20 protein-coding genes are annotated in these 22,393 nt (G+C 43.6%); 11 read left to right on the top strand and 9 right to left on the bottom strand.

Annotated features, from left to right (window positions below; translation table 11 throughout):
• Window positions 1-49: 49 nt before the first annotated feature.
• Window positions 50-3,175: an HD domain-containing phosphohydrolase gene (locus OCU48_RS03390; RefSeq protein WP_141343716.1), complete on the bottom strand. Its 3,126-nt coding sequence runs from the start codon at window positions 3,173-3,175 to the stop codon at window positions 50-52.
• Between the two features lie 216 nt (window positions 3,176-3,391).
• Here OCU48_RS03390 and glnD point away from each other — a divergent pair, with 216 nt between their 5' ends.
• A complete protein-coding gene (gene glnD / locus OCU48_RS03385; RefSeq protein WP_371859067.1) occupies window positions 3,392-5,998 on the top strand; it encodes a bifunctional uridylyltransferase/uridylyl-removing protein GlnD in 2,607 nt (868 codons plus the stop codon).
• 309 nt (window positions 5,999-6,307) lie between these two features.
• Entirely contained in the window at window positions 6,308-6,691 is a 384-nt protein-coding gene (locus OCU48_RS03380; RefSeq protein WP_026012768.1) for a DUF3461 family protein, read from the top strand.
• Window positions 6,692-6,746: 55 nt separating this feature from the next.
• Here OCU48_RS03380 and truC read toward each other — a convergent pair whose 3' ends face one another.
• The gene (gene truC, locus OCU48_RS03375; protein ID WP_208727073.1) at window positions 6,747-7,487 is read right to left on the bottom strand and encodes a tRNA pseudouridine(65) synthase TruC; all 741 of its coding nucleotides are present in this window, start codon (window positions 7,485-7,487) and stop codon (window positions 6,747-6,749) included.
• Complete coding sequence (locus OCU48_RS03370; RefSeq protein ID WP_141343713.1) at window positions 7,478-7,795, bottom strand: YqcC family protein; 318 nt, start codon at window positions 7,793-7,795, stop codon at window positions 7,478-7,480. The genes truC and OCU48_RS03370 overlap by 10 nt, the downstream gene beginning before the upstream one ends.
• Before the next feature lie 81 nt (window positions 7,796-7,876).
• Here OCU48_RS03370 and OCU48_RS03365 point away from each other — a divergent pair, with 81 nt between their 5' ends.
• From OCU48_RS03365 to OCU48_RS03350, 4 genes are all read left to right on the top strand, one after another.
• Complete coding sequence (locus OCU48_RS03365) at window positions 7,877-8,920, top strand: DUF3549 family protein (protein WP_141343712.1); 1,044 nt, start codon at window positions 7,877-7,879, stop codon at window positions 8,918-8,920.
• A complete protein-coding gene (locus tag OCU48_RS03360; RefSeq protein ID WP_141343711.1) occupies window positions 8,921-9,217 on the top strand; it encodes a DUF3301 domain-containing protein in 297 nt (98 codons plus the stop codon).
• Window positions 9,218-9,429: 212 nt separating this feature from the next.
• Window positions 9,430-9,711 (top strand): hypothetical protein, encoded by a 282-nt coding sequence (locus OCU48_RS03355; protein WP_141343710.1) that lies wholly within the window; start codon window positions 9,430-9,432, stop codon window positions 9,709-9,711.
• On the top strand, window positions 9,708-10,157 hold the full coding sequence (locus OCU48_RS03350; RefSeq protein WP_141269479.1) for a YaiI/YqxD family protein: 450 nt from the start codon (window positions 9,708-9,710) through the stop codon (window positions 10,155-10,157). The genes OCU48_RS03355 and OCU48_RS03350 overlap by 4 nt, the downstream gene beginning before the upstream one ends.
• A gap of 58 nt (window positions 10,158-10,215) precedes the next feature.
• On the opposite strand, the gene OCU48_RS03345 is transcribed toward OCU48_RS03350, so the two are convergent.
• Window positions 10,216-11,832 carry an NAD(P)/FAD-dependent oxidoreductase gene (locus tag OCU48_RS03345; RefSeq protein ID WP_141343709.1) on the bottom strand — a complete coding sequence of 539 codons (1,617 nt, stop codon included), beginning with the start codon at window positions 11,830-11,832 and terminating at the stop codon, window positions 10,216-10,218.
• 302 nt (window positions 11,833-12,134) lie between these two features.
• Here OCU48_RS03345 and fdxA point away from each other — a divergent pair, with 302 nt between their 5' ends.
• Complete coding sequence (gene fdxA, locus OCU48_RS03340) at window positions 12,135-12,458, top strand: ferredoxin FdxA (protein WP_141343708.1); 324 nt, start codon at window positions 12,135-12,137, stop codon at window positions 12,456-12,458.
• A gap of 22 nt (window positions 12,459-12,480) precedes the next feature.
• Here the strand turns inward: fdxA and OCU48_RS03335 are convergent, their stop codons facing one another.
• Genes OCU48_RS03335 through syd form a run of 3 tightly spaced genes read right to left on the bottom strand, consistent with a single transcriptional unit; the run spans window position 12,481 to window position 14,584 of the window.
• Window positions 12,481-13,215: an RNA methyltransferase gene (locus tag OCU48_RS03335; RefSeq protein ID WP_141343707.1), complete on the bottom strand. Its 735-nt coding sequence runs from the start codon at window positions 13,213-13,215 to the stop codon at window positions 12,481-12,483.
• Window positions 13,216-13,260: 45 nt separating this feature from the next.
• Complete coding sequence (locus OCU48_RS03330; protein ID WP_141343706.1) at window positions 13,261-14,037, bottom strand: Zn-ribbon-containing protein; 777 nt, start codon at window positions 14,035-14,037, stop codon at window positions 13,261-13,263.
• 1 nt (window position 14,038) lies between these two features.
• A complete protein-coding gene (gene syd, locus OCU48_RS03325) occupies window positions 14,039-14,584 on the bottom strand; it encodes a SecY-interacting protein (RefSeq protein ID WP_141343960.1) in 546 nt (181 codons plus the stop codon).
• An 86-nt stretch (window positions 14,585-14,670) separates the two neighbouring features.
• On the opposite strand from syd, the gene queF reads away from it, so the two are divergent.
• The 4 genes from queF (at window position 14,671) to xni (ending at window position 20,235) form a co-directional block, all read left to right on the top strand.
• A complete protein-coding gene (queF, locus tag OCU48_RS03320; RefSeq protein ID WP_141343705.1) occupies window positions 14,671-15,525 on the top strand; it encodes an NADPH-dependent 7-cyano-7-deazaguanine reductase QueF in 855 nt (284 codons plus the stop codon).
• Complete coding sequence (locus tag OCU48_RS03315; protein WP_141343704.1) at window positions 15,525-17,837, top strand: tetratricopeptide repeat protein; 2,313 nt, start codon at window positions 15,525-15,527, stop codon at window positions 17,835-17,837. Before queF ends, OCU48_RS03315 begins: the two co-directional genes overlap by 1 nt.
• 197 nt (window positions 17,838-18,034) lie before the next feature.
• Window positions 18,035-19,396, top strand: coding sequence for a nucleotide 5'-monophosphate nucleosidase PpnN (gene ppnN / locus OCU48_RS03310; RefSeq protein WP_141343703.1), 1,362 nt, complete (start codon window positions 18,035-18,037; stop codon window positions 19,394-19,396).
• A 62-nt stretch (window positions 19,397-19,458) separates the two neighbouring features.
• Window positions 19,459-20,235, top strand: a complete 777-nt coding sequence (xni, locus tag OCU48_RS03305) for a flap endonuclease Xni (protein ID WP_141343702.1) — start codon at window positions 19,459-19,461, stop codon at window positions 20,233-20,235.
• Between the two features lie 31 nt (window positions 20,236-20,266).
• Here xni and rlmM read toward each other — a convergent pair whose 3' ends face one another.
• Together rlmM and OCU48_RS03295 are read right to left on the bottom strand one after the other, a co-directional pair.
• Window positions 20,267-21,355: a 23S rRNA (cytidine(2498)-2'-O)-methyltransferase RlmM gene (rlmM, locus tag OCU48_RS03300; RefSeq protein ID WP_141343701.1), complete on the bottom strand. Its 1,089-nt coding sequence runs from the start codon at window positions 21,353-21,355 to the stop codon at window positions 20,267-20,269.
• A 21-nt stretch (window positions 21,356-21,376) separates the two neighbouring features.
• On the bottom strand, window positions 21,377-22,330 hold the full coding sequence (locus OCU48_RS03295; protein WP_141343700.1) for a transcriptional regulator GcvA: 954 nt from the start codon (window positions 22,328-22,330) through the stop codon (window positions 21,377-21,379).
• Window positions 22,331-22,393: the final 63 nt, after the last annotated feature.

Below are 22,393 nucleotides of genomic sequence, written 5' to 3'. Positions count from 1 at the left end.
CATCTTGCGATTGATGTCCCTCATCGCTTAATGCTTTCGCTCATAGCCCCTACACCCAATATTCCTCGATGTTAACCTCATCAATCTGCTCTGGTTCTAAGTATTTTTCAGCATATACAAGATACGTTTCACTACTTAAGAACAATCGATATGTGTCTCGATCTAAGTGTTCATCTAACACCATAAATTTCATAATTTTTAACGATTCACTCAATTTTTTTGCGGTTTTATAAGGTCTATCTGCAGCTGTCAGAGCTTCAAATACATCCGCTAAAGCCATGATCCGCTCAGGTATACTCAGCGCCTCTCCCTTTAGTTGCCTTGGGTAACCCGTCCCCTTCATCGTTTCATGATGCGTAGAGGCATAACGGGGGACCTTAGACAAATCGTCTGGGAACGGCATCCTTTCGAGCATCTTGATAGTACTTATGATGTGCTCGTTAATCTTAAATCTATCTTCTTCAGTCAATGTCCCTTTGCGGACGGTCAGATTGTAAACCTCACCTTGATTTGCCAAAAGCTCAGGCACTTTCATTTTAATCTCATAACTAGGATCATATTCAATTAATGAAGGATGCTTAAATAGATGCTCTTCTTTGTCTGCGAGTAACGATTCCTTTGCCGGCGTTACAGAGCGAATTCCACGCGCTTCAAGTCGGCGCTGTTCTTCCGGCGATAAACCAATTTGGTCATCCAAGTAACGAGTCCAACTGCGAGTTGCGATCTGCTTGATTCTCTCAACCGAAGCGTCCTCCATAAATTCACCACCAACATTCGCTTTTGCGACATCGGCAAATTCAAGCTTTAGTTGCTCAATATCCGCTTGCAGCGCTTCATCTAAATCGGGGTCGATGTCTGGTGATTGTTGTTGATAGAAAGCGATGATTTGATCTCGAATCATTACCTCAAATCGAGTACGAATCTCATGAATTCTATTGTAATTCGCTTCTAGTTTTGAGCCTTTATCGACAATGTGCTCAGGGGTAGTGATCTTGCCGCAATCATGCAGCCAAGCAGCTATTCGAAATTCGCGTCGCTGGGCGTCAGTGGCAAATTGAAAATCAGCAAATGTGCCATCACTGGCTTTCTCTGCATGCTCCACCAGCATAATGGCAAGCTCAGGAACGCGATTACAATGTCCAGCCGTGTAAGGAGATTTATCATCAATGGCTTGCGCAATCAGTTTAATAAAAGCATCGACAAATTCTTGTTGTTGTTGCTCATATTTCGACAATTCGTTTGCCGTCGTACTTATAGATTCTGATAGCTGATGGATTTCAATGATTCTTGATGATACGGGATTTACACTAGCGTATTGACGCCCCCTTACCTTTTTTGTTTCTTCAATTAACGCCAATATCGGAACAACTATCGGGCGCGAAAACACTCTTGCCAATGGTATTAACAGCGCTAACAAGGCTGCGGAGCCTAGAGTCGCAGAAACAACATTGCTCAATGCCGCATCTAACAAAGACTCCACCGGAATCGTAATGCTCATATATTCTTCGCCTTTTTCGAACAGGTCGATTTGTCGAATATACGCATAGTGATTTTTCCCATCGGCTTCAAACTGATGTAAGGCATCACGCAAGCTTTCATCTTTAGTCGCGTCAATTAGAAACTCGTACGGCACTACGCCACTTGGGCTATTTTTCGAAAACCATTTTTCTTGAAGAAACTGGACTTCATCATCAGAAAAGCTCTCAATTGCTAAATTGAGTATGACTCTTACTTCCGGAGAAATATTCTTCGTAGCCATGTGAAAGGTATTCGCTGAATTCAATTCTTTTTTTGAATCCACAACACGTGTGGTCAGCCCTTTAAAAAAATGTTGCTTGATTGTACTTTCTAAAATCACTTGCAAGTCAATGACAGCATCAACCTCACCGCTGTATAAGGACAGTAGCCCCGTGTATAAGTTATCTAGCTCAATGATTTGTATGTCTGGATGATTGACTTCTATGTCCTCAATAATTGACCAACCTTTTAAGATGCCGAGTTTCTTACCTGACAATTGGTTAAGCTGGCTGTGTGAATCACCAAATACAGTTACGCCAAAATCAAACGTTGCAAGAGGTAAGCTAAGCTCTCCAGCCTGTCTATTGAAAACGTTGTCAGCAACAGGAGAAAGAATATCAATGTCTCCCTGTCTAAACTCTTCAACCAGTTCGGACCAGCTAACGCCATTGATAAACTTAAAGCTAACCCCCGTTTTCAAAGAAATTATTCTCATAACATCCACAAAATACCCAGCAGGGGCGCCTCGCACAGCAAAATCTAGGGGGGGCCAATCAGTTTGACTGGATACTTCAATGCTACCTGCTGAATCAACAAAACTTTTCTGTTCAGCCGTAAGTACTAAAGGGGTGACTTTAGGGAGAGGAAGTAGCTTTCGATCATTTGATGATGCCTTTAACGCTCCGGTTGCATCATAGACATGGAAGTCTGCACTCAACTGATTGATTGAATCACCCAATCGAGCCTTAATTCTCGCAGAAAGTGTCTCAGCCATCACGTCTATGCCGAGTACACTACCGTATGCTGAATTAGGGATTTTAGAGGCATAAGTTTGACCACTAACTTGAATGTTATGGAACAAATACGGCTCTGTTTTGTAAATCTTATTATTTTGAGCTCCTAAAAACCAAGGCCTGCGTACAGCATTAAATTTGCTGCCCTCAGTAACCTGATCTCTAAGTTGAAAATCTTTAGTAAAATATGACGTTGTTTTATTTTTCTCCAGAGAATGGACTTCAATCAATACCCAGCGATCCGATGCTATCGCATTTAGGTCTTGGCGTAGTTCTAAAGCCGAATCCAAATTGATGAGCTGATAAAAATGTCCATTATCTCTTGCTATATAAGCACTATAAAACAAGTTATCGTTTTGCATTAATCGAGCAAACGCATCCCTTGCAATCACGTTTTCGTCAAACCTTTCGAAATCCTGCTCTAAGCCTGACAGCAATAGTGTGAGTGTGCTAAATACAGTATCTAGACTCTTGACCTCTCGGCTAACCACTTCAGCAACATCTTTATATTTATGTTGAGCACTAATGAGCGCTTGCTGCTTGCTAAAGTAGTACTGCAAACCTATAGCAACGATGGCGGTAAGGCACGTTGTGATAATAAATAAGCTAATTACCGTAAATTTTATCGAAAAACGCCTTTTCATCCTGCCCTCATATCTATAATCCCTGCTCCTTTAGACTAGAACAACATAGATAAAGTAACTGAATATATTGGCTTTTTCTTAATTTTATCAATGTATTACTGTGTAACTGAGCAAGGTTTGCCTTGCTATCATTCACAAAATAGGGAAATATCAAAGGTAGTGAACTCAATGCATACAAGGATTTAGTGCGTGCCAAACCTAAATGCCCTCTCTCCCATCAAGCTCCCTAATGATCAGCTTGATATTCAAACCCTGCGAACTCTATTGCAAGATTTTAGCGAACAGCAGAAACGCTCCTTCTTTGAACGTCAACCTGTAACCGACTTAGTCAAAGAGCGCAGTGACTTCATGGACGCTCTATTAGAGCGACTGTGGAAACATTTCGGATTTCATCAGGTCGAGGGGGTATGCTTAGTCGCTGTTGGTGGTTACGGACGCAGTGAGCTTCACCCACTCTCTGATATCGATATTCTTATCCTGTCTAAGCGAACCCTCAAGGAAGAGTGGGTTCCAAAGATCAGTGAATTTGTCACCTTGCTTTGGGATCTAAGGCTAGAGGTAGGACACAGCGTACGAAGTGTCAAAGAGTGCCTACAGGTTGCAAGGGAAGACCTGACTGTCGCGACAAACCTTCAAGAGTCTCGCCTGATTTGTGGCAGCCAAGATTGTTTTCAAAACTTAAGAAATGAAATCGATTCTGATGAATTTTGGCCCAGTGAAACGTTTTATCGAGCCAAGCTAGAAGAGCAAAAAGAACGACATGCTCGCTACCACGATACGGGCTATAACTTAGAGCCAGACATAAAATCCAGCCCTGGCGGTTTACGTGACATTCACACCCTTAGTTGGGTTGCAAGACGCCACTTTGGCGCCACCTCGTTATTAGAGATGAGTCATCATGGGTTTCTTACCGATGCCGAGTACCGTGAACTGCAAGAGTGTCAGAACTTTCTTTGGCAAATCCGATTCGCGCTGCATATTGAATTAAAGCGCTATGATAACCGCCTCTCTTTCGCTTATCAGGCAAAAGTTGCGGAAAACCTCGGTTTTACGGGAGAAAGAAACCAGCCCGTAGAACGTATGATGAAAGAGTTCTACCGAACCCTTCGCCGTATTATTGAGCTCAATAAAATGTTGCTCAAGCTATTTGATCAGGCGATATTAAACCAAGGTAGATTAATCCCTGCAGAGATCATCAATGATGACTTTCAGCGTCGAGGCCACCTTATTGAAGCGAGAAAACCCGCTCTATTTCAGGCTCGTCCCGATACCATCTTAGATATGTTTATTCATATCGCGAATGACTCTACGATTACCGGTGTCTCGCCTCCTACACTGCGTCAATTGAGAACCGCTAGACGACGACTTAATCGATTTTTACATACCATTCCTGAAGCGCGTGAAAAATTCATGATATTGGTGCGACACCCTAATGCACTCACCAAGGCATTTAGGCTAATGCACCAGCTCGGCGTACTCTCTGCTTACCTTCCACAATGGAGTCAGATTGTCGGGCAAATGCAGTTTGATTTATTCCATGTCTACACCGTGGATGAACATAGTATGCGACTACTAAAGCATATCAATAAGTTTAGCTTTGCCAAAAACAGAGAAAGACACCCTATTTGTTGTGAGGTACTACCTCGAATTCAGAAACCAGAACTCCTCACGATTGCTGCCATTTTCCACGACATAGGTAAAGGTAGAGGTGGCGATCACTCAGTGATTGGCGAAAAAGAAGCGTACGATTTCTGTATTGAGCACGACCTCTCTAAACCTGAGGCCAAACTGGTTGCATGGCTAGTAAGAAACCACTTATTGATGTCCGTAACCGCACAGAAGCGCGATATTCAAGACCCTGATGTTATCGCGGAGTTTGCAAAAAAAGTAAAAACTGAAGAGTATTTAGAGTTTCTTGTTTGCCTGACCGTTGCCGATATTTGCGCTACCAACCCTGAGCTTTGGAACAGCTGGAAGCGCTCACTTTTAACTGAGCTATTCTACTCCACACAAAGAGCCTTGCGTCGTGGTCTGGAAAACCCAGTCGATGTCAGAGATAGAATTAGACACAATCAACAACAAGCTTCTGCCGTGCTTCGCAGCCAAGGTTTTACGCCACGTGAAATTGAGGTGCTATGGCAACGCTTTAAGGCGGACTATTTCCTGCGTCATACACCACAGCAACTTGCATGGCACGCTCAAGCAATCCTTAAGCAAGAAGACCCTGATGCACCATTGGTGTTGATTAACCCGCAGCCTACTCGCGGTGGCTCTGAGCTATTTGTCTATACCAAGGACCAACCGGTACTCTTTGCCAGTGTGGTGGCTGAGTTAGACAGACGAAACTTCAACGTCTACGACGCTCAAGTTATGGTTAGCCGTGATGGGTATATTCTCGACACCTTTATTGTGTTAGACCAAAACAACCAACCTATTGAAGAGCGCAGACACGAGGCGGTTATCAAACATCTACAACATGTCATCAAAGACGGACGTTTGACTAAAATTAAGATACGACGCACGCCGAGAAACCTCGTTCACTTTAAAGTAAAAACGCGAACTGAATTCATTGAGACCAAGAACGCAAAGCAAACGCTAATGGAGCTAGTTGCATTAGACACCCCTGGACTTTTAGCTGCAGTGGGAGCCACCTTTGCCGAAATGGATTTGCACCTCCATTCAGCCAAAATCACAACCATTGGCGAGCGAGCTGAAGATTTGTTTATCATCACTTCTCCAGAGGGAAAAAAGTTGGACCTTGCGCTTCAAGAAACCTTGCGTCAAAAGCTAATTGAAAACTTATCTGAACTGGCACCCAGTTAGAGTCTAAAGTGTGAATGAAAGCAGGGTTAAAGGGGATCTCGCTATCTAAGCACCTGATTCCCTGCTAGATTTACAATTAGGAATGAAAAGCTATATTCGCAGAGCTTTTATACCAATCACAGTAAATAAGTGATCAGAAATAGTGCAGGGAAAACGCTAGATAACAAAGCAGCATTTTTTGACAAGTAGTTCTTCTACAATCAAGAGTTATAACGTTGTTATCGAGTATTTTAACGAACTAAGGTAAGCCATTATTTACTGCAATGGGTATTATTAAGAAGTTCACCAAATTTGATTGCAGAGGTGCCTATGTATCCACACCTAACCGGGTTGGGAATTCACGAAACAAAGCAAATTGACCGCTACTCACTTCGCCAAGAAGCTCATAAAGATGTTCTTAAGATCTACTTTAAAAAGCAAAAAGGTGAGTTATTCGCAAAGAGCGTAAAGTTTAAGTACCCAAGGCAGGTAAAAAGTGTACTTATCGATGATGGTAGCGGGCAATACAGAAACAAAACAGAGATTAATCGCAATCTGACTTTGGTTATTGATGAGCTAAATACTCTGACTAAACCCGTTAAATCTCAAGATGTCGACGTGAAGCAAAAGATACTGTCCGATTTGCGCCACTTAGAAAAAGTAGTTTCGGGAAAAATTGCAGAAATTGAAGCCGATCTAGAAAAGCTAAAATAATAGCCCTACTATACAAAGCTCATACCTATGTATGAGCTTTTCTGTTCTAAGAGGCTTACTCGCCGTCAAATGCCTCTAGCCATTCAAAACGCTCAATGAGCTGTCGCCACGTTTCATCAAATCTAGCCTCAAGCACTAACTGTACACCGGTAAATGGATGCTCAAACTCAAGTCTTGATGCATGCAAAAGCAAGCGATCACTGGCTAAATTTTCTTTAAACAAGCGATTGTGTTTGCCATCCCCATGAGTGGTATCACCAACAATAGGATGACGCAAGTGCTTCATATGTCGACGCAGCTGATGCTTTCGTCCTGTCAGAGGCTGAAGCTCCATCAAGCAATATCGAGAAGTAGGAAAGCGCCCCGTAGAGAAAGGCACTTCAACCTTAGCTAAAGGGCGGTAATCTGTTATCGCTTGTTGCGCTTCTTTATCTTTATCCGCAAATTTATCTGCAATTTTATCCAGTTCTACTTTTAAGGCGTAATCCAGACGGTCACCTTCTTCAATCCAGCCGCGCACAATCGCATGATAGGTTTTCTGCATTTGATGCTCAGCAAACATAGGCATCATCTGTGAGGCGACTTCACTAGATAGAGCAAAGACAAGAACACCAGAAGTAGGGCGATCAAGACGGTGCAAAGGAAACACATGCTGACCAATCTGGTCACGCAGTGTCTGCATGACAAATTGTGTTTCATGTTTATCTAGCCAAGAGCGATGTACTAACATCCCTGCAGGCTTATTGACTGCAACGATAAATTCGTCCTGATAAATAATCTCCAACATTATGCACATACCTCATCAATCTCTTTCAGCACTTTAATTACCTTTACCCATTCAGGCTTACCCTGACACATCTGTTCGAAGTACGGAGAAATAGCCAATTTGACAGGTAAGGCGTGCTGCAGGCTTACAATCTGTTGCATTTTGGGAATAAAGATCCACTGCAGCCATTGCTCCGGGTGAAGGCTATCCACTGCAAACGGTTGTGAGCTCAATAGCGCCTCTGTTGAAGGCCTATTGGCTTCCCATAAACCAGATTGTTTAAGAGTGTATTCCGTATCGATGAGTAGTTTCAGCATCTTTTGGTGAACTGTATTCAAGCTATTTCTCTTCTTACTCTTGAAATTCGGCGCAAGATTACCATGTTATAGGGAGAGTATGGGTTATTTAGATGTAGGCAAATGGAAAATATTTCGACACTGACACAGATTTTACGAGACAGCGATTGTCAATTTAAGGTACATGACTTAGGTCGCCGTATCGAACTGATCCCTAACGATGAATTCGAAAGTATTGAACTAGGCCGACAAGCTTACCCTTACCCTATTCAGCGTCAGGCCCAATTTGCCATCACCTATTGGAACGAACAAAAACAGCCTTGGATTTGGTTTCTTAAGTTCGACCTAGATGAACGCGGTTTATTAAACTCAGCCGATATAGGCAACTTTATTAAGTTTGTCCTCGAGGCAATGGGTTCCAGACTGCAAAAAGAACTGAATGAAGAAGTGCAAGAGCAATTGGCTAGCAACCCGTACACCTTCAAGCCAAAAGAAGACAAATTAGCGGTATTTAACAGCCAAGTCAGTGCGGAGTTAGAACTGTCGCCAAGCCAATATTACGCCCATGCTTTGACCTATTTTAAGGGTGATTTAGGCTGGAATAATTGGCAAACTGTCGGCCTGCAAGGAATCACTGATATTTGTGCACGCCTAAAAGAATCGGACAATGAGTTAATGCTGAAAAAAAGCCTGACGCAATTGCCGACTCAGCCTCTATACGCCTTATTAGGGGCTCTAGAGCACTGCGAGATCAGTGACTCTCTCGCCACTCGATTATATGATCTAGCGCTGGACCAGTTGAATCACTCTGAGGGTGATCTATTCCTACTGTCTGCGCTCGCTCGCGCACTATCAGGAAACAAAGGGAATAAACTGACGTCACTTGTGACTGCTATTTTGTCAAAGAATAAGTATTGCCATCAAGAAGTATTGATCGCCATCGCGGGTCGTTGTTGGGAGCCATTACAGCAAAGTTCGCTTGCTGAGCAATTCTTGATCCGACTGGCACAAACCAATAACCAAGCGCTATTCAATCAACTATTTTCAGACCTTGTAATGCAGCCCAAACTTCGCATGGTGATATTACCAATGCTACACCAAGCACCGTCACAAGAATTGGCCAAGGCATTAATTGCCTTACAAAGTAGTACTAAGGGGCAGAGATAGATGGACAACCTGCTTGCCATACTCGGGTTAGCTATTTTTCTTACTCTGTTTTGGCAACACAGACGCCAAGCAGAGCTTGCTAAGGTTGCCATCATACGACACTGTAAAAAACTGGATCTGCAAATTGTCAGCATTTCTTCTGGGTCGCATAGAATACGCCGCCCCGACGGAAAATGGGGCTGGCACACTGTGTTTGCTTTTGAGTTTTCAGCCTTAGGTGATGATTGCTATCAAGGTAGGTTAACCATGGTAGGACTGCGGGTCGCGCATTTTCACACAGACCCTCATCGCATCTAATTCACGAAGCAATATAGAGAATAAGCACCATGCGCATCATAGTGTTTGAAAGCTTGTGTAAAACCAAGCTTCTCTATTAGCCTCTCTGCCAAACAAGTCTTGTCGGGGTCGCTCATAATAGGCATGGTTAATCCTGCGATGATAAGTTGCAGTATACTCATGATAGCGATTTAGATAGGATGACGATAAATCGTTAAATAAAAACTAATACTATGCTAACTAAAGAAGTTACCGACGAATTAAATCAAATCTTCCAAGCCCTTGAATCTGAAGGTAAAGAACCTACCATGGCTCTTGTCAAAGCACGCCTTGGTAGCAAGGTTCCTATGCCAGCGCTTATAGCTGCTATCAAGAACTGGAAAAGCACCAAGCGTGTTCCTAAGATCGAAGTCGCCGTTGCTAGCGAAAATTCTGATTCAAAGATCGAAGCACTAGAGAATAAGATCATCGAACTCACTCGCCGTATAGAAGCACTAGAAGGTAAGCAACAATGAAGATTTGGGTAGATGCAGATGCGTGTCCAAAGGTCATTAGAGAAACCTTGGTACGTGCCTCTGAGAGAACAGGAATCGAATGTATCTTCGTTGCTAATCATCCTGTTCCCCTGCCAAAACGCAATACCATTCGCTTCATGCAAGTCAGCCAAGGCTTCGATATTGCAGATGATGAGATAGCGCTGCGCGTGGAAGCGAACGATTTGGTGATTACCTCTGATATCCCTCTTGCTGATGAAGTGATCACCAAGGGTGGACAGGCGCTAAGCAGTCGTGGGGAGTTATTCACCAAAGAAAACATTAAGGCCCGCCTTAACGTACGTGACTTCATGGACACCATGCGCTCATCAGGCGTACAAACTGGTGGTCCAAGTGCATTGTCACAGACTGATAGAAGGGACTTTGCCAATGCGCTAGATAGGATTTTAGCGCGCGCAAAGAAGTAGAGCGGTAAAATTGATACAACGGTTCTGTTGCTCATAGCAACAGAACCGCACAGCAGGGTTACTTGCTTTCAGACTCAGCCACAATCGACAGAGCTAACGCCTCAGCTACCTTGATACCATCGATGCCTGCAGACAGGATACCACCAGCGTAGCCAGCCCCTTCACCCGCAGGGAAAAAGCCCTTCAGGTTAATACTTTGGTAGTCTTTACCGCGTTTGATACACAGTGGTGAAGAGGTACGTGTTTCCACACCAGTTAGCAGGCCATCTTCGGTTGCAAAGCCCTTAATTTTCTTATCAAAGGCTGGGATGGCTTCACGAATCGCTTCAATCGCGTAATCTGGCAGCGCCTTAGACACATCCGTTAACTTGATGCCAGGCGTAAATGAAGGCTCAACCTCACCTAATGCGCTTGGATCACGACCTTTCAAGAAATCACCAATCTTTTGCGCAGGAGCATCGTAGGTCTCACCACCAAGTTTAAATGCACCAGACTCTAGCTCACGTTGCAGACGAATACCTGCCAACGCATCACCTGGGTAATCTTGTTCTGGAGAAATCCCCACCACAATAGCACTATTGGCATTACGCTCTGCGCGTGAGTACTGACTCATGCCGTTGGTCACTACACGTCCTTCTTCAGAGGTTGCTGCTACCACAGTGCCACCAGGGCACATACAGAAACTGTAAACTGTGCGTCCGTTCTTACAATGGTGTACCAATTTGTAATCTGCTGCGCCAAGGATTGGGTTGCCTGCGTTTTTACCAAAACGAGCCTCATCAATCATGGATTGTTTATGCTCGATGCGGAAGCCAACAGAGAATGGTTTTGCCTCCATGTAAACACCACGTTCGTGCAGCATCTCAAAAGTATCACGCGCGCTATGGCCCACAGCTAAAACGACGTGGCGAGACTTAATAACCTCACCATTAGACAGTGTTAAGCCTGTTAATTGGCCATCTTCCATATGTAGGTCATCAACGCGTGTACTAAAGCGAATCTCACCACCCAACTCAATGATCGTTGCTCGCATTTTCTCGATCATCGTCACTAGCTTGAAGGTACCAATATGTGGCTTACTCACATACTTAATTTCAGCCGGTGCACCTGCATCAACAAACTCGTTTATCACCTTACGGCTATAAAACTTAGGATCTTTGATTTGGCTATATAGTTTACCGTCAGAAAAGGTTCCTGCTCCGCCTTCACCAAACTGCACGTTTGATTCTGGGTTCAGGTTACGCTTGCGCCAAAAACCGAAGGTGTCTTTAGTACGCTCACGAACTTCCTTTCCTCGCTCAACCACAATAGGCTTAAAGCCCATTTGCGCCAATACTAGCGCTGCGAACAAACCACAAGGACCAAATCCAACCACAACTGGACGTTCGGTGTAGTTCTCAGGAGCTTGTGCCACGAATTTATACTCCATATCTGGAGTTTCGCGGACATGCGGATCATCAGTAAACGCTTCAAGCAATTGCGTTTGGTTTGCTACTTCGACATCAAGAGTATAAATCAGTAGGATCTTTGATTTTTTACGAGCATCGTAGCCACGTTTAAACATACTAAAAGAAAGCACCTCCTCAGAAGTGATGCCCAGCTTTTTCGCTATTGCAGCTTGAATAGCTTCTTCCTTATGGTCTAAAGGAAGCTTAATTTCGGTCAAACGTATCATGTCGATATCTCGTAGTAGGTGTCTTAGCTAAAGGATAATGCGAATAGAGCCAACCATAAATCGGCGAATATTCACTCACACTTGCTCACAATGGCGGGGATTTTACGTTAACTTGAGAGAACTGTCATATTAATTAACCTTATCTCGAGACAATTAACTTTTTGGTGGGAGTGCTAAACTAGGCGGTAAGCGTGACAAACAAAAATATAATCCCTTGAATATTTTAAAGGACAAATATTGTGTTTTTGTTTGGTATCCGTATCATCGCCCATCCGAAAATAGACTAATGAGAGTTCATCACCATGGCGTTTGTCGTAACCGATAACTGTATAAAATGTAAATACACCGATTGTGTGGCGGTATGCCCTGCGGACGCATTTTATGAAGGGCCTAATTTTATGGTGATAAGCCCAATTGACTGCATTGATTGCGGCCTTTGTGTACCAGAATGTGATGCTGCTGCTATCTTTCAGGAAGATGAACTTGCCCCAGACCAAGCAGTTTTTATTCAGCTGAACGAAGAACTCGCTGAAGAATGGCCAAACATTACTGAAGTTAAGCCCGCCCTGCCAGATGCAGAAAAATGGAATGGCGTGCCTAACAAGTTGGATATGCTAGAGAGGTAACTCCCGTGTTGGCTAGATTTAATTAACTATGCTGACGGCGAAGGTTATCTAAGATAATGCCTGTTGCCATCGCAACATTCAGAGACTCTGCACCACCAAAAGCAGGAATAGTCACCTTATCAGTCACAAATTTTGCAGCCTCTTCACGAACACCATGAGACTCACTGCCCATCAGTAAGATGCCGTCCGCTAAAAAAGCTTTCTTGTGAACACTCTCCCCTTCCAGAAACGCACCATATACTGGTAGGTCGGCTTGTTCTAGGTAACTAGGTAGATCTAACTGATTAACAAAAACACGCCCAAAGCTTCCCATCGTCGCACTGATCGTCTTAGGATTATAAGGATCCGCACAATCCATACTTGCAACAATATGCTTGATGCCGTACCAATCTGCTACGCGGATAATGGTACCCAGATTACCAGGATCTGATACGCCATCTAGGGCAATCATCAGTCCTTCAGCCTTTGGCACATCTACTGTTGGGATTTCAACGATCGCAATAGCAGCATTGTTACTGACCAAAGTGCTCGCTTTGGTCAATTCATCAAGCGTTGCCTCTACGCACTCAAAGCCTTTCAGTGACTGACTATTTTCTGACAAGAAATCAGAGGTTGCAAAAACACTCTTAACCGTGAGTTGGCTGTTACTTAATTCAAGGACATTTTTCTCCCCTTGAACGAGGAATAATCCCTGTGCCTTGCGCTGTTTCTTTTGGCCTAGAGCTCGAATAAGTTTTAATTGGTTTTTAGAAATCATTCTTTTTCCAAAGGATTAGATTTAGGTTCACTACTTAAAAGCGCGTTACTTCAAGTGGTCCCAAGAAATGTTTGACAACAACCGACACGAATCACATTTGAAGTGGAACATATCATGCAGAGGTTCATCTAATAACCACTCACCACCACACTTAGGACATTGGCGTTGTTGTTCTTGCTTCAGGCTTTCGCCTCCCACTTGATAAAGATAATAATAGGTCGGTATCTTGGTGATGTACTCGATGCGTCCGCGTAAGTCCCAACCCCTGCGATAAATATCACTATCGACCGAGTTTAATTCACGCAAGGCCGCATGTTCAGCCTTGCACCCGCCCGCCATCTGCAGTTCATCACACGCCTGCCACTCCGTTTGCCATTTAACAATGGATTTATGATCGCCATTCAGTGTGGGTGGATTACGATATAAAGGAATCGGCATGAATGAATCACCACTTCTTAATGGCGAACAAGTGTGTACATAGGTGGTATAGAGAATCTGCCAACTAGGGGCATCCTCTGTGCATGTTTCTTCTGAATTAAGGTCCTGCCCTAATACTCTCAGCTTAGGCGCAAGTAACCCCGCTTCAGACAGCTTTACCATAGAAAATCGCACAAAGTCCGAGTGATTTTTGGGATGCAAGCTGTCTTTTTCTGGGCAAACACAACGTAGATTAAACGTCGCACCGTCGATAGCAAGAGGGAACTCCCGACCTAATACTTGGCCATTGAAGCGCAATGCCTCCATTAAACCATTAATGGATTTTTCAACCGCGGTAAATGTAGTGTTGTCATAGCACTCGAACTGCAATTCACAGACAAACATGCTAAACCTCTATATCCAGTTGTTGCAAAAACTCTAGCAAGCTTTCCGCAAGCACTTCACGCTTGTTGGTACCTAAAGATTCCAGCACCACATTACCGCTAATATTACATACAGAGATAACATCAAGGTCTGAATCAATAGCTGCGATAAACACCGTTGGTTTTAGCTTTAAGCGACGCTGAGTGACCAAGTGGCCGAGTATGTTTTCTTGCAGGCGCACGAAATCTTCATCGCTCCACACTTGCAGCAACGTAAGAGGCTTGCCTTTCCAACTCATGGTCAAATCAGCACTATAGTGGCTGCCATAGAATTCTTTAATATCAGAATGTAATAACAGTTCAATCCCCTGTTCCACATTGGTAAAGTCGGCACGCTCTTCGCGTTGAAATGGCTTCCAATATACCTCTCCTGATTTGCTATCTTGAATACATGGAGAAGCAACACCGACTAGCTCTGAACTAGTCGGTAGTGTGCCGTACTCTTGCTCAAAGGTTTGCAGGTACTGTTGATGAATTGAGTTAAGCGCATTGGCGATTGAATTGGACATAAATAACCCTACAGGCGTTCCGTTGATGACATCGAAGTATCTATTCAGTAAAATTCCTAACATTCTACTCTATAACGCAGTGTAAAATGAGCAAATATTCAGACGCAAAAGAGCTTGCCGGGCTAACCCTGGGACAAAAAACGCAATACGCCTCTCTCTATGATCCAGAGTTGTTACAGGCTGTACCTAGAAGCCTCAACCGAGATGATCTGGAGCTTGGTGATACATTGCCGTTTAAAGGGCAAGATATTTGGACCTTGTACGAGTTATCTTGGCTCAATGCCAATGGTTTGCCACAAGTAGCTGTTGGCGAGGTTTCAATACCGGCTAGCTCTCCGAACTTAATTGAATCTAAGTCCTTTAAGTTGTACCTAAACAGCTATAATCAAACGAAATTTAATAGTTGGGATGCAGTGCAGCAGCAACTAGTTCGAGATTTATCCGCTTGCGCAGGGGGCGAAGTTTCAGTGATTTTAAGTCGAGTTCAAGACTTCAATCAACAGCCCATTGTCGACATGCAAGGTACCTGCATTGACGATCAAGATATCTCAATTACCGAGTATGAATTCAGCACTGACTATCTTATAGGAAGCGTATCTGAAGAGTTTGTGGATGAGGTATTACACAGCCACCTTCTAAAATCTAATTGCTTAATTACCAACCAACCAGACTGGGGAAGTGTTGAGATTTGCTACAGCGGTAAGAAAATTAACCAAGAGTTTCTGCTGCGCTACCTAGTTTCTTTTAGAGAGCACAACGAATTTCATGAACAGTGTGTAGAACGCATTTTCACAGATATCACCCACTTTTGCCAACCGCAGTCCTTGTCTGTTTATGCTCGTTATACGCGTCGTGGTGGTCTAGATATCAACCCTTATCGTACCAGTTTAAACAGTGTATCGAACGCTCCAGACAGCACTTTGCGTTTAGCGAGACAATAATGATGGCTTCTTTGCTCAGGTTATTCACCCTCCCCCTATTCACCCTGTTGGTCATTGTTTTTGCATTACCAACAATCGCGAGTGAGGCCACCAACAGCCTGACAAAGGATCTAATTGACGCCAGACGCTTGGTTCACGTTACGCCTTTGCAATCAAAAAATAAGGCTAAGGTTTATCTTAATAATCAAGGTAACCTGAGAAATGAAGAAGATTTCTCAACCAATGCAGTCAAACGAAAAATGACACCGATTGCAAAGGCAACCAATCAAATTCATGCGTATCAAACTATAGGCATCGCTGATTTTATTCTTGGCAATTACCGTTCATCACTGTCTAGCTTAGAGCAAAGTATCTCAATCTCTGTCGCTAATCACTTGATCGTGCGAGAGATTGAATCTCGCGTGTTAAAAACGAGCTTATTATGGAGAATGACCGAAGACCTTCGTAAAATTGAGGCCCCTCTTGCACAAATCGAAGAGATAATGCAGTCATCGCATATTGAAGGCTTAACCAAGGATAGACTTGAGTATGAACTGAGTTTAGTGCATGCCAAAGTCTATTCAGATATTGGCGAAAACGAAAAAGCTGAAAATAGCTTTTTACGTGCAAAAAAATATGCAAAGGAACTGCCTAGTTACCAGCAAAGTCTCGAAGCGAGCCTTCAACTTGGTCAGCACTACTTGAAAGCCCATCGCTTAAACTCAGCATTAAAAGAGTTAATTGAAAGCTACTGGTTAGCCATTGGTAAGGACAACGCTCAATATATCGCCCGTGCCAATCACCTTTTGGCTGATCTCTATTTCGAGCGCCAGATATATTCAAAAGCCCAAGAGCACTTATCTCAAGCAGCGAGCTATTACGGAAACTACGACCAATCACCTCTCTTTGCGACTGTTTTGCGCAAACTAGCGGATGTCTATTTTATTCAAGGTCGTTATAACCTTGCTTTGGTTCACTACTTTAACGTGCTAGATCAGGAACTGGCAGAGAAGGATCTGGAAAGCATTATAGACTTGAGACTAAAGCTAACAGAAACCTATCTAAACCTGTTTAATTTCACTCTAGCAGAGCGCTATCTAAACCGAGCAACAGAGTTACTCGACTATACAGATATCAAAGCACAAAGAGTGAAATCGACACTGCTAACAGCAAAACTAGACTTCTTGCAAAATGAACCTAAACAAGCTGAAAAGCTAGGTAAAGAAGCGTTAGAAAAAGCGCAAAAAATGGGTGATCAAGCCATTCAGTTAAAAGCCTTATCGCTATTACATCGCGTGACTAAGTCCGTCAACAAAGACAAAGACTCACTAACTTACCTTGAAGAATACAATAGGCTTACAGCTATCAATCTCGAACAAAAAGATGAACTGATCAGCCGAACATTCCTCAATCAAGTTGCTTCTATTGAGCAGTCCTTACACTACAAGGACCAAGTAGATGAACTGAGTGATCTTAGTGTTGATTACGATAAGTCAAAAACACTAACCTTAGTGTTAGGTGTGGCGAGTACCATACTGTTCTTTTTAGTCGTACTAAATTCACGCCGTCTAGGGCGTAAACATAAGATCATTGCAGAGCTGAGTCAGGAGCTATACACGCACCCTCGCTCTGGCCTACGTAACATGAGAATGTTGAGCAGAAAGCTGCCTACCTCTCTCAACAAGTCCGTAACTAGCTATGAGCAATGGCGATTTGGACAGCTCATTGATGAACCTTTAAATGATCGTTTGAAGTTCGCTTTGATTAATGTGCCAATGATCTTCGATATCTATGCCAAACATGGCTATAAAGCAGGAAGGGCAACAGAGAAAGCCTTTGGTGACCACATCAGAAACCACCTCAAAGAAGGAACCCGTCTGTATCATTTATCAGATAGTTCATTCTTGTACATCGAACCAAATCCAGAGAAATTGCATCAGCCAGATCTTTTGTTTAGTCGGTTCCAACAGGTTATTGATAGTTTTGAAACCCAATATGAGGTCAATCGCATGTTTGGTGTAAGCATTGCCGATTACCCGTTCTTACCACGAGCCTATACCGCTATTAATGATGAAGACTTGATTGATCTTCTATTATTAGCCTCTGATATTTGTGATTCAGTGGTGCAACTTGAACAAGCAAGCCAATGGGTATCGTTTACGGCAATTCCTCTAGCACCAGCGGCGTGCTTTGCTCAAGATGATATGCGTCGTTCTATTTTGAATGCCATTCGAAACGGCTTAATAAAAGTCCATTCTTCATGCCACGAAGACAGTTTAACTCAAGCTTTAGAACAGCTACCCAAATATGAGGACGCTCAAAATTCAATCTAACGATCTTTTAAGCTACTAATTTTAGTCGAATTTTTATTGCAATTGTTAGTCTGACATCTACTGTTAAGGTTAGACTCAACATTCGGTTCATTACATCAATGTCCGTTTCGCTGCGTATAAAATGTGGGCTTATTCACCAGCCCACCGCTAAGCTTCTCTCATTTATCAGAGCTTAGTGTCACTAATAAGGAGCAGTTATGATTACGACAATCAATCCTGCAGGTAGCATGGATCTCCTCTCTCAGCTTGAAGTTGAACGTCTCAAAAAGACCGCTTCAAGTGATATCTACAACCTGTATCGAAATTGTACTCTTGCGGTACTGAATTCTGGCAGTCACACCGACGATAGCAAGAAACTCCTGGAGCAATACCAATCATTTGATGTGAATGTTCTTAGGCGAGAGCGTGGCATTAAACTCGAACTGAGTAATGCCCCAGAGCATGCTTTTGTCGACGGCACTATCATCAAGGGTATTCAAGAGCACTTATTTGCCGTACTCAGAGATATTGTGTTTGTTCACATGTATATGGCACAAAACGAAAAACTAAAATTAGACAATTCAGTGCATGTAACCAACCTAGTATTTGGCATCCTACGCAACGCTAAGGTGTTGATTCCGGGCATCGAACCGAATCTTGTCGTGTGCTGGGGTGGTCACTCTATCAACGAAACAGAATATCAATATACACGCCTTGTAGGGCACGAATTAGGGCTTCGGGAACTGAACATTTGCACAGGCTGTGGACCGGGCGCAATGGAAGGACCAATGAAGGGCGCAGCTATTGGTCACGCAAAGCAAAGACACAAACAATCACGCTACATTGGCCTAACCGAACCCTCTATCATTGCCGCAGAGCCTCCGAATCCAATAGTGAACGAACTGATCATCATGCCCGATATCGAAAAACGTCTTGAGGCATTTGTTCGTATCGCGCATGGCATTGTGATATTTCCTGGCGGGCCCGGTACGGCGGAAGAGTTACTGTATGTGTTGGGTATTATGATGCACCCAAAAAACCAGGGGCAACCACTGCCTATCGTTTTAACTGGGCCAAAAGAAAGTGAGGCCTACTTCCTTTCTATCGATAACTTCATTCGCGATACCCTTGGCGAAAAAGCGCAGAAATACTATCAGATTGTTATTGATGACCCAGCAAAGGCGGCTCGTATTGTCAAAGAGGCCATGCCTGCTGTCAAACAGCAACGCAAAGAAAATGAGGATGCCTACAGCTACAACTGGTCACTGCATATTGAGCCTGAATTCCAAATGCCGTTTGAGCCAAACCATGAGAATATGCACAACCTAGATCTGCACATGGATCAGCCCCCTGAAATACTCGCCGCGAACCTACGCAGAGCTTTCTCTGGAGTCGTAGCAGGAAACGTTAAAGCCGAGGGCATCCAAGAAATTGAAGAAAAAGGCCCTTTCATTATTGATGGCGATAAAGAACTAATGAAGAAAATGGACACACTTTTAGGGGATTTTGTTAAGCAGCAGCGGATGAAGCTTCCGGGTTCGGAATATACCCCTTGCTATAGAGTACAAACCTCCGATTAAGGTTAAACTCTTAATCTAATTTTAGTTACAATGGGGCTACGGCCCCTTTTTAGTTTGTTTTTATGTCTATACATCTGGTTATCATTGATGCTTTAAACCTCATTCGCCGAGTGCATTCTGCGCAGCCTGACGAAACGGATATCCAGAGGACTATAGAAACCACCACCCGCACCCTAAAGCGCATTCTAAGCGAAACTGAACCGAGTCATATCATTGCGGTATTTGACCATCACCAACAAGTGCGTGGGTGGCGAGAAGAGCGTTTTCCTGAATACAAACAAAATCGCAAGCCAATGCCAGAGGCTCTTGCCTTAGGGTTAGATTCAATTCAGCAAGCGTGGTGGGAGCTAGGCATCGATTCACTACTCTCTGATGGAGATGAAGCGGACGACCTAGTGGCAACCCTTGCAGCAAAATTGGCAAGCCAACAGCATCAAGTCACTATCATATCTACTGATAAAGGTTACTGTCAGCTGCTTTCTCCATCCTTACGCATCAGAGATTACTTCCAGCATCGCTGGCTGGATCAAGCCTTTGTAGAAAAAGAATTTGCAGTAGAGGTTTCTCAATTGAGTGATTACTGGGGACTTACTGGCATTAGTGGTACTGGCTTGAGCGGTATTCCGGGCATTGGCCCTAAAGCCGCTCGCGAGATACTCACTGACAATAAAAACCTAGAGCAAGCCTTTGCTGATGAAGACCTAGCGGATAAGTACAAAAAGAAGATTAAAGGAAATGAAGAGCACGCCCTTCTTTGCCGTGAATTGGCCTCATTAAAGACTGACTTGGAACTTGGTTTTAACTTACAGGATTTGCGTTGGACACCAGCGTCATCCTGAACTTGATTCAGGATGACAATAATGGAGTCAATTACCAGCCCAAGTTTGTATGCGACTGAACATGCACTGTGATCTCTTCACGGTCATGGTAAAGGTGCTTCGCCTGCAAGGTAAACTTGATGTCATTTTCTTTCAAGAAGATCTTCAAGTTCTCGATATCTTGAAGTACTTCGTCATAGCGCCCCTTCATAGGCAACTTAAGGTTAAAGAGCGCCTCTTTACACCACCCCTTGATGATCCACTCTCCCATCAATTGAGCAACACGTGATGGTTTTTCAATCATGTCACACACTAACCACGTAACATTCTTGCGTGGTGGCTCAAACTTAAAGCCATCCGCTTGGTGATGCTTCACTTGCCCTGTATCCATCAAGCTTTGTGCCATCATGCCGTTATCGATGGCATGAACGAACATTGAGCGCTTAACCAACTGATAAGTCCAACCACCTGGGCACGCACCTAAATCAACTGCCCACATGCCAGAAGCCAATCGTTCTTCCCACTCACTTTTAGGAATGAAGACATGAAATGCCTCTTCTAATTTTAGAGTTGAACGGCTTGGAGCATCTGAAGGGAATTTCAAACGTGGAATGCCCATAAAGAACTGTGAGTTGTTGTTGGCATAAGAATACCCAACATAGCATTTACCAGGTTCCACAAAGCACAGGTGCATCACAGGTTTTTTTAGATTGTCTTTCTTATACAGCAATCCTTTGCCACGCAAAGCCTGCCTTAGTGGCACGGTAAACTTGCGGCAAAACTTCAATAACTCTTTTGCTTCATTGGTATCTGGGGTCTCTACTCGTAGATCGCCACACGTCGGCACACCCTCTTGTTGCGCTAACGCATCTAAGATAGGTGAAATACGATCTGACTCAGGCAGGTCTTCCAAACTCGCTGCAACAGCAAACATTTGGCGAGCAAAAATAAGCGTTTTGAAATCAATCTCACGTACTAAGCGATCCGCATCCCCTTCTGTGTAACATTCAAATAGAACGTAGCCACTATTGCGCTTAACGCGGGGAAAACCAAACACCTCAAGGCTGTTTGCCTTGTCTTGAATCTCGCCAGCACAATCTTTCTCAAAGCCTGCACGGCAATATAAAATAACCTGTTTCAAGTTAAACCTCGTTTCAATGCGTTAAGAAGCTTCAACGCTCGACGCTATTGCGTCTAAAATATTTTCATCTTGGCTAATGGAAGGTACACCTTCGCTTGCCGCTATACTCAGCATCCAATCTCTAAATGTAGCAATTCGCCCAACGTCTGCTTGTTTCTCGTGACATACGACATAAAAGGCATTCTTGCTCACCAGTACTTCATCAAAAGGACTGATTAATCTACCTGCCTCAATCTCGGGTTGAGCTAGTACGTTATTTCCTAACGCAATACCTTGTCCGTGAACAGCCGCCTGCAATACCATAGTTGAGTGGCTAAAGATTGGACCGTGGTTTACATTGATCCCTTCTAGATGATGCTGGCGCGCAAACTGCTTCCAGTCCTTACGCGAAGTATCGTGTAACAAGGTGTGCTTGGACAGATCATTTAAAGAGCCTAATGGTTTAACACCATCTAGCAAACGCGGTGCACAAAGAGGGATTAAATACTCTTGATACAATTTGTCAGCTCGTAATCCATGCCAATTTCCTCGGCCATAATAAATAGCAACATCAACGTCATCGGTTAAAGAACCATCATCCATATCTACCGCTTTGATGCGAACGTCAATATCGGGCTCTTGCTCATTAAAATCCGCCAGCCTAGGCACTAGCCATTGAATCGCAAAGCTAGGCTGCAGGCTGATAGTCAACGAGCCTTTCTCACTGCGTTCTAGCACCTTATCTGTCGCCTCTGACAGAGAAGTAAAGATATCCTTGATATCAAGGAAATAGCTTTGCCCTTCTTCAGTCAACAATAAGGAGCGGTTGCGCCTTCTAAACAATTTTAAGCCTAAATATTCTTCAAGCGCTTTCACTTGATGGCTGACTGCTGCTTGAGTAACAAACAGCTCTTCCGCTGCCCTTGTAAAGCTCAAATGTCGTGCAGCTGCTTCAAAAACCTTCAGTGATTTTAGTGGGGGTAATCTTCTCGCCATTCTATCTTATCTAGCATTAGTTTTTTTTATCTGAAACATTATAAATTGTCCGTTGTTCAACAG

It is taken from the genome of Vibrio inusitatus, from assembly GCA_024346935.1.
GTDB classification, from domain to species: domain Bacteria; phylum Pseudomonadota; class Gammaproteobacteria; order Enterobacterales; family Vibrionaceae; genus Vibrio; species Vibrio inusitatus.
This window is presented reverse-complemented; position numbering and strand designations above follow the sequence as displayed.

What these genes read in the sequence shown, in the direction of transcription:
- OCU48_RS03390 (WP_141343716.1), bottom strand. Translation starts at nt 3,175, where the DNA reads ATGAAAAGGCGTTTTTCGATAAAATTTACGGTAATTAGCTTATTTATT.
- OCU48_RS03380 (WP_026012768.1), top strand. Translation starts at nt 6,308, where the DNA reads ATGTATCCACACCTAACCGGGTTGGGAATTCACGAAACAAAGCAAATT.
- truC (WP_208727073.1), bottom strand. Translation starts at nt 7,487, where the DNA reads ATGTGCATAATGTTGGAGATTATTTATCAGGACGAATTTATCGTTGCA.
- OCU48_RS03365 (WP_141343712.1), top strand. Translation starts at nt 7,877, where the DNA reads ATGGAAAATATTTCGACACTGACACAGATTTTACGAGACAGCGATTGT.
- OCU48_RS03360 (WP_141343711.1), top strand. Translation starts at nt 8,921, where the DNA reads ATGGACAACCTGCTTGCCATACTCGGGTTAGCTATTTTTCTTACTCTG.
- OCU48_RS03355 (WP_141343710.1), top strand. Translation starts at nt 9,430, where the DNA reads ATGCTAACTAAAGAAGTTACCGACGAATTAAATCAAATCTTCCAAGCC.
- OCU48_RS03350 (WP_141269479.1), top strand. Translation starts at nt 9,708, where the DNA reads ATGAAGATTTGGGTAGATGCAGATGCGTGTCCAAAGGTCATTAGAGAA.
- OCU48_RS03345 (WP_141343709.1), bottom strand. Translation starts at nt 11,832, where the DNA reads ATGATACGTTTGACCGAAATTAAGCTTCCTTTAGACCATAAGGAAGAA.
- fdxA (WP_141343708.1), top strand. Translation starts at nt 12,135, where the DNA reads ATGGCGTTTGTCGTAACCGATAACTGTATAAAATGTAAATACACCGAT.
- OCU48_RS03335 (WP_141343707.1), bottom strand. Translation starts at nt 13,215, where the DNA reads ATGATTTCTAAAAACCAATTAAAACTTATTCGAGCTCTAGGCCAAAAG.
- OCU48_RS03330 (WP_141343706.1), bottom strand. Translation starts at nt 14,037, where the DNA reads ATGTTTGTCTGTGAATTGCAGTTCGAGTGCTATGACAACACTACATTT.
- syd (WP_141343960.1), bottom strand. Translation starts at nt 14,584, where the DNA reads ATGTCCAATTCAATCGCCAATGCGCTTAACTCAATTCATCAACAGTAC.
- queF (WP_141343705.1), top strand. Translation starts at nt 14,671, where the DNA reads ATGAGCAAATATTCAGACGCAAAAGAGCTTGCCGGGCTAACCCTGGGA.
- OCU48_RS03315 (WP_141343704.1), top strand. Translation starts at nt 15,525, where the DNA reads ATGATGGCTTCTTTGCTCAGGTTATTCACCCTCCCCCTATTCACCCTG.
- ppnN (WP_141343703.1), top strand. Translation starts at nt 18,035, where the DNA reads ATGATTACGACAATCAATCCTGCAGGTAGCATGGATCTCCTCTCTCAG.
- xni (WP_141343702.1), top strand. Translation starts at nt 19,459, where the DNA reads ATGTCTATACATCTGGTTATCATTGATGCTTTAAACCTCATTCGCCGA.
- OCU48_RS03295 (WP_141343700.1), bottom strand. Translation starts at nt 22,330, where the DNA reads ATGGCGAGAAGATTACCCCCACTAAAATCACTGAAGGTTTTTGAAGCA.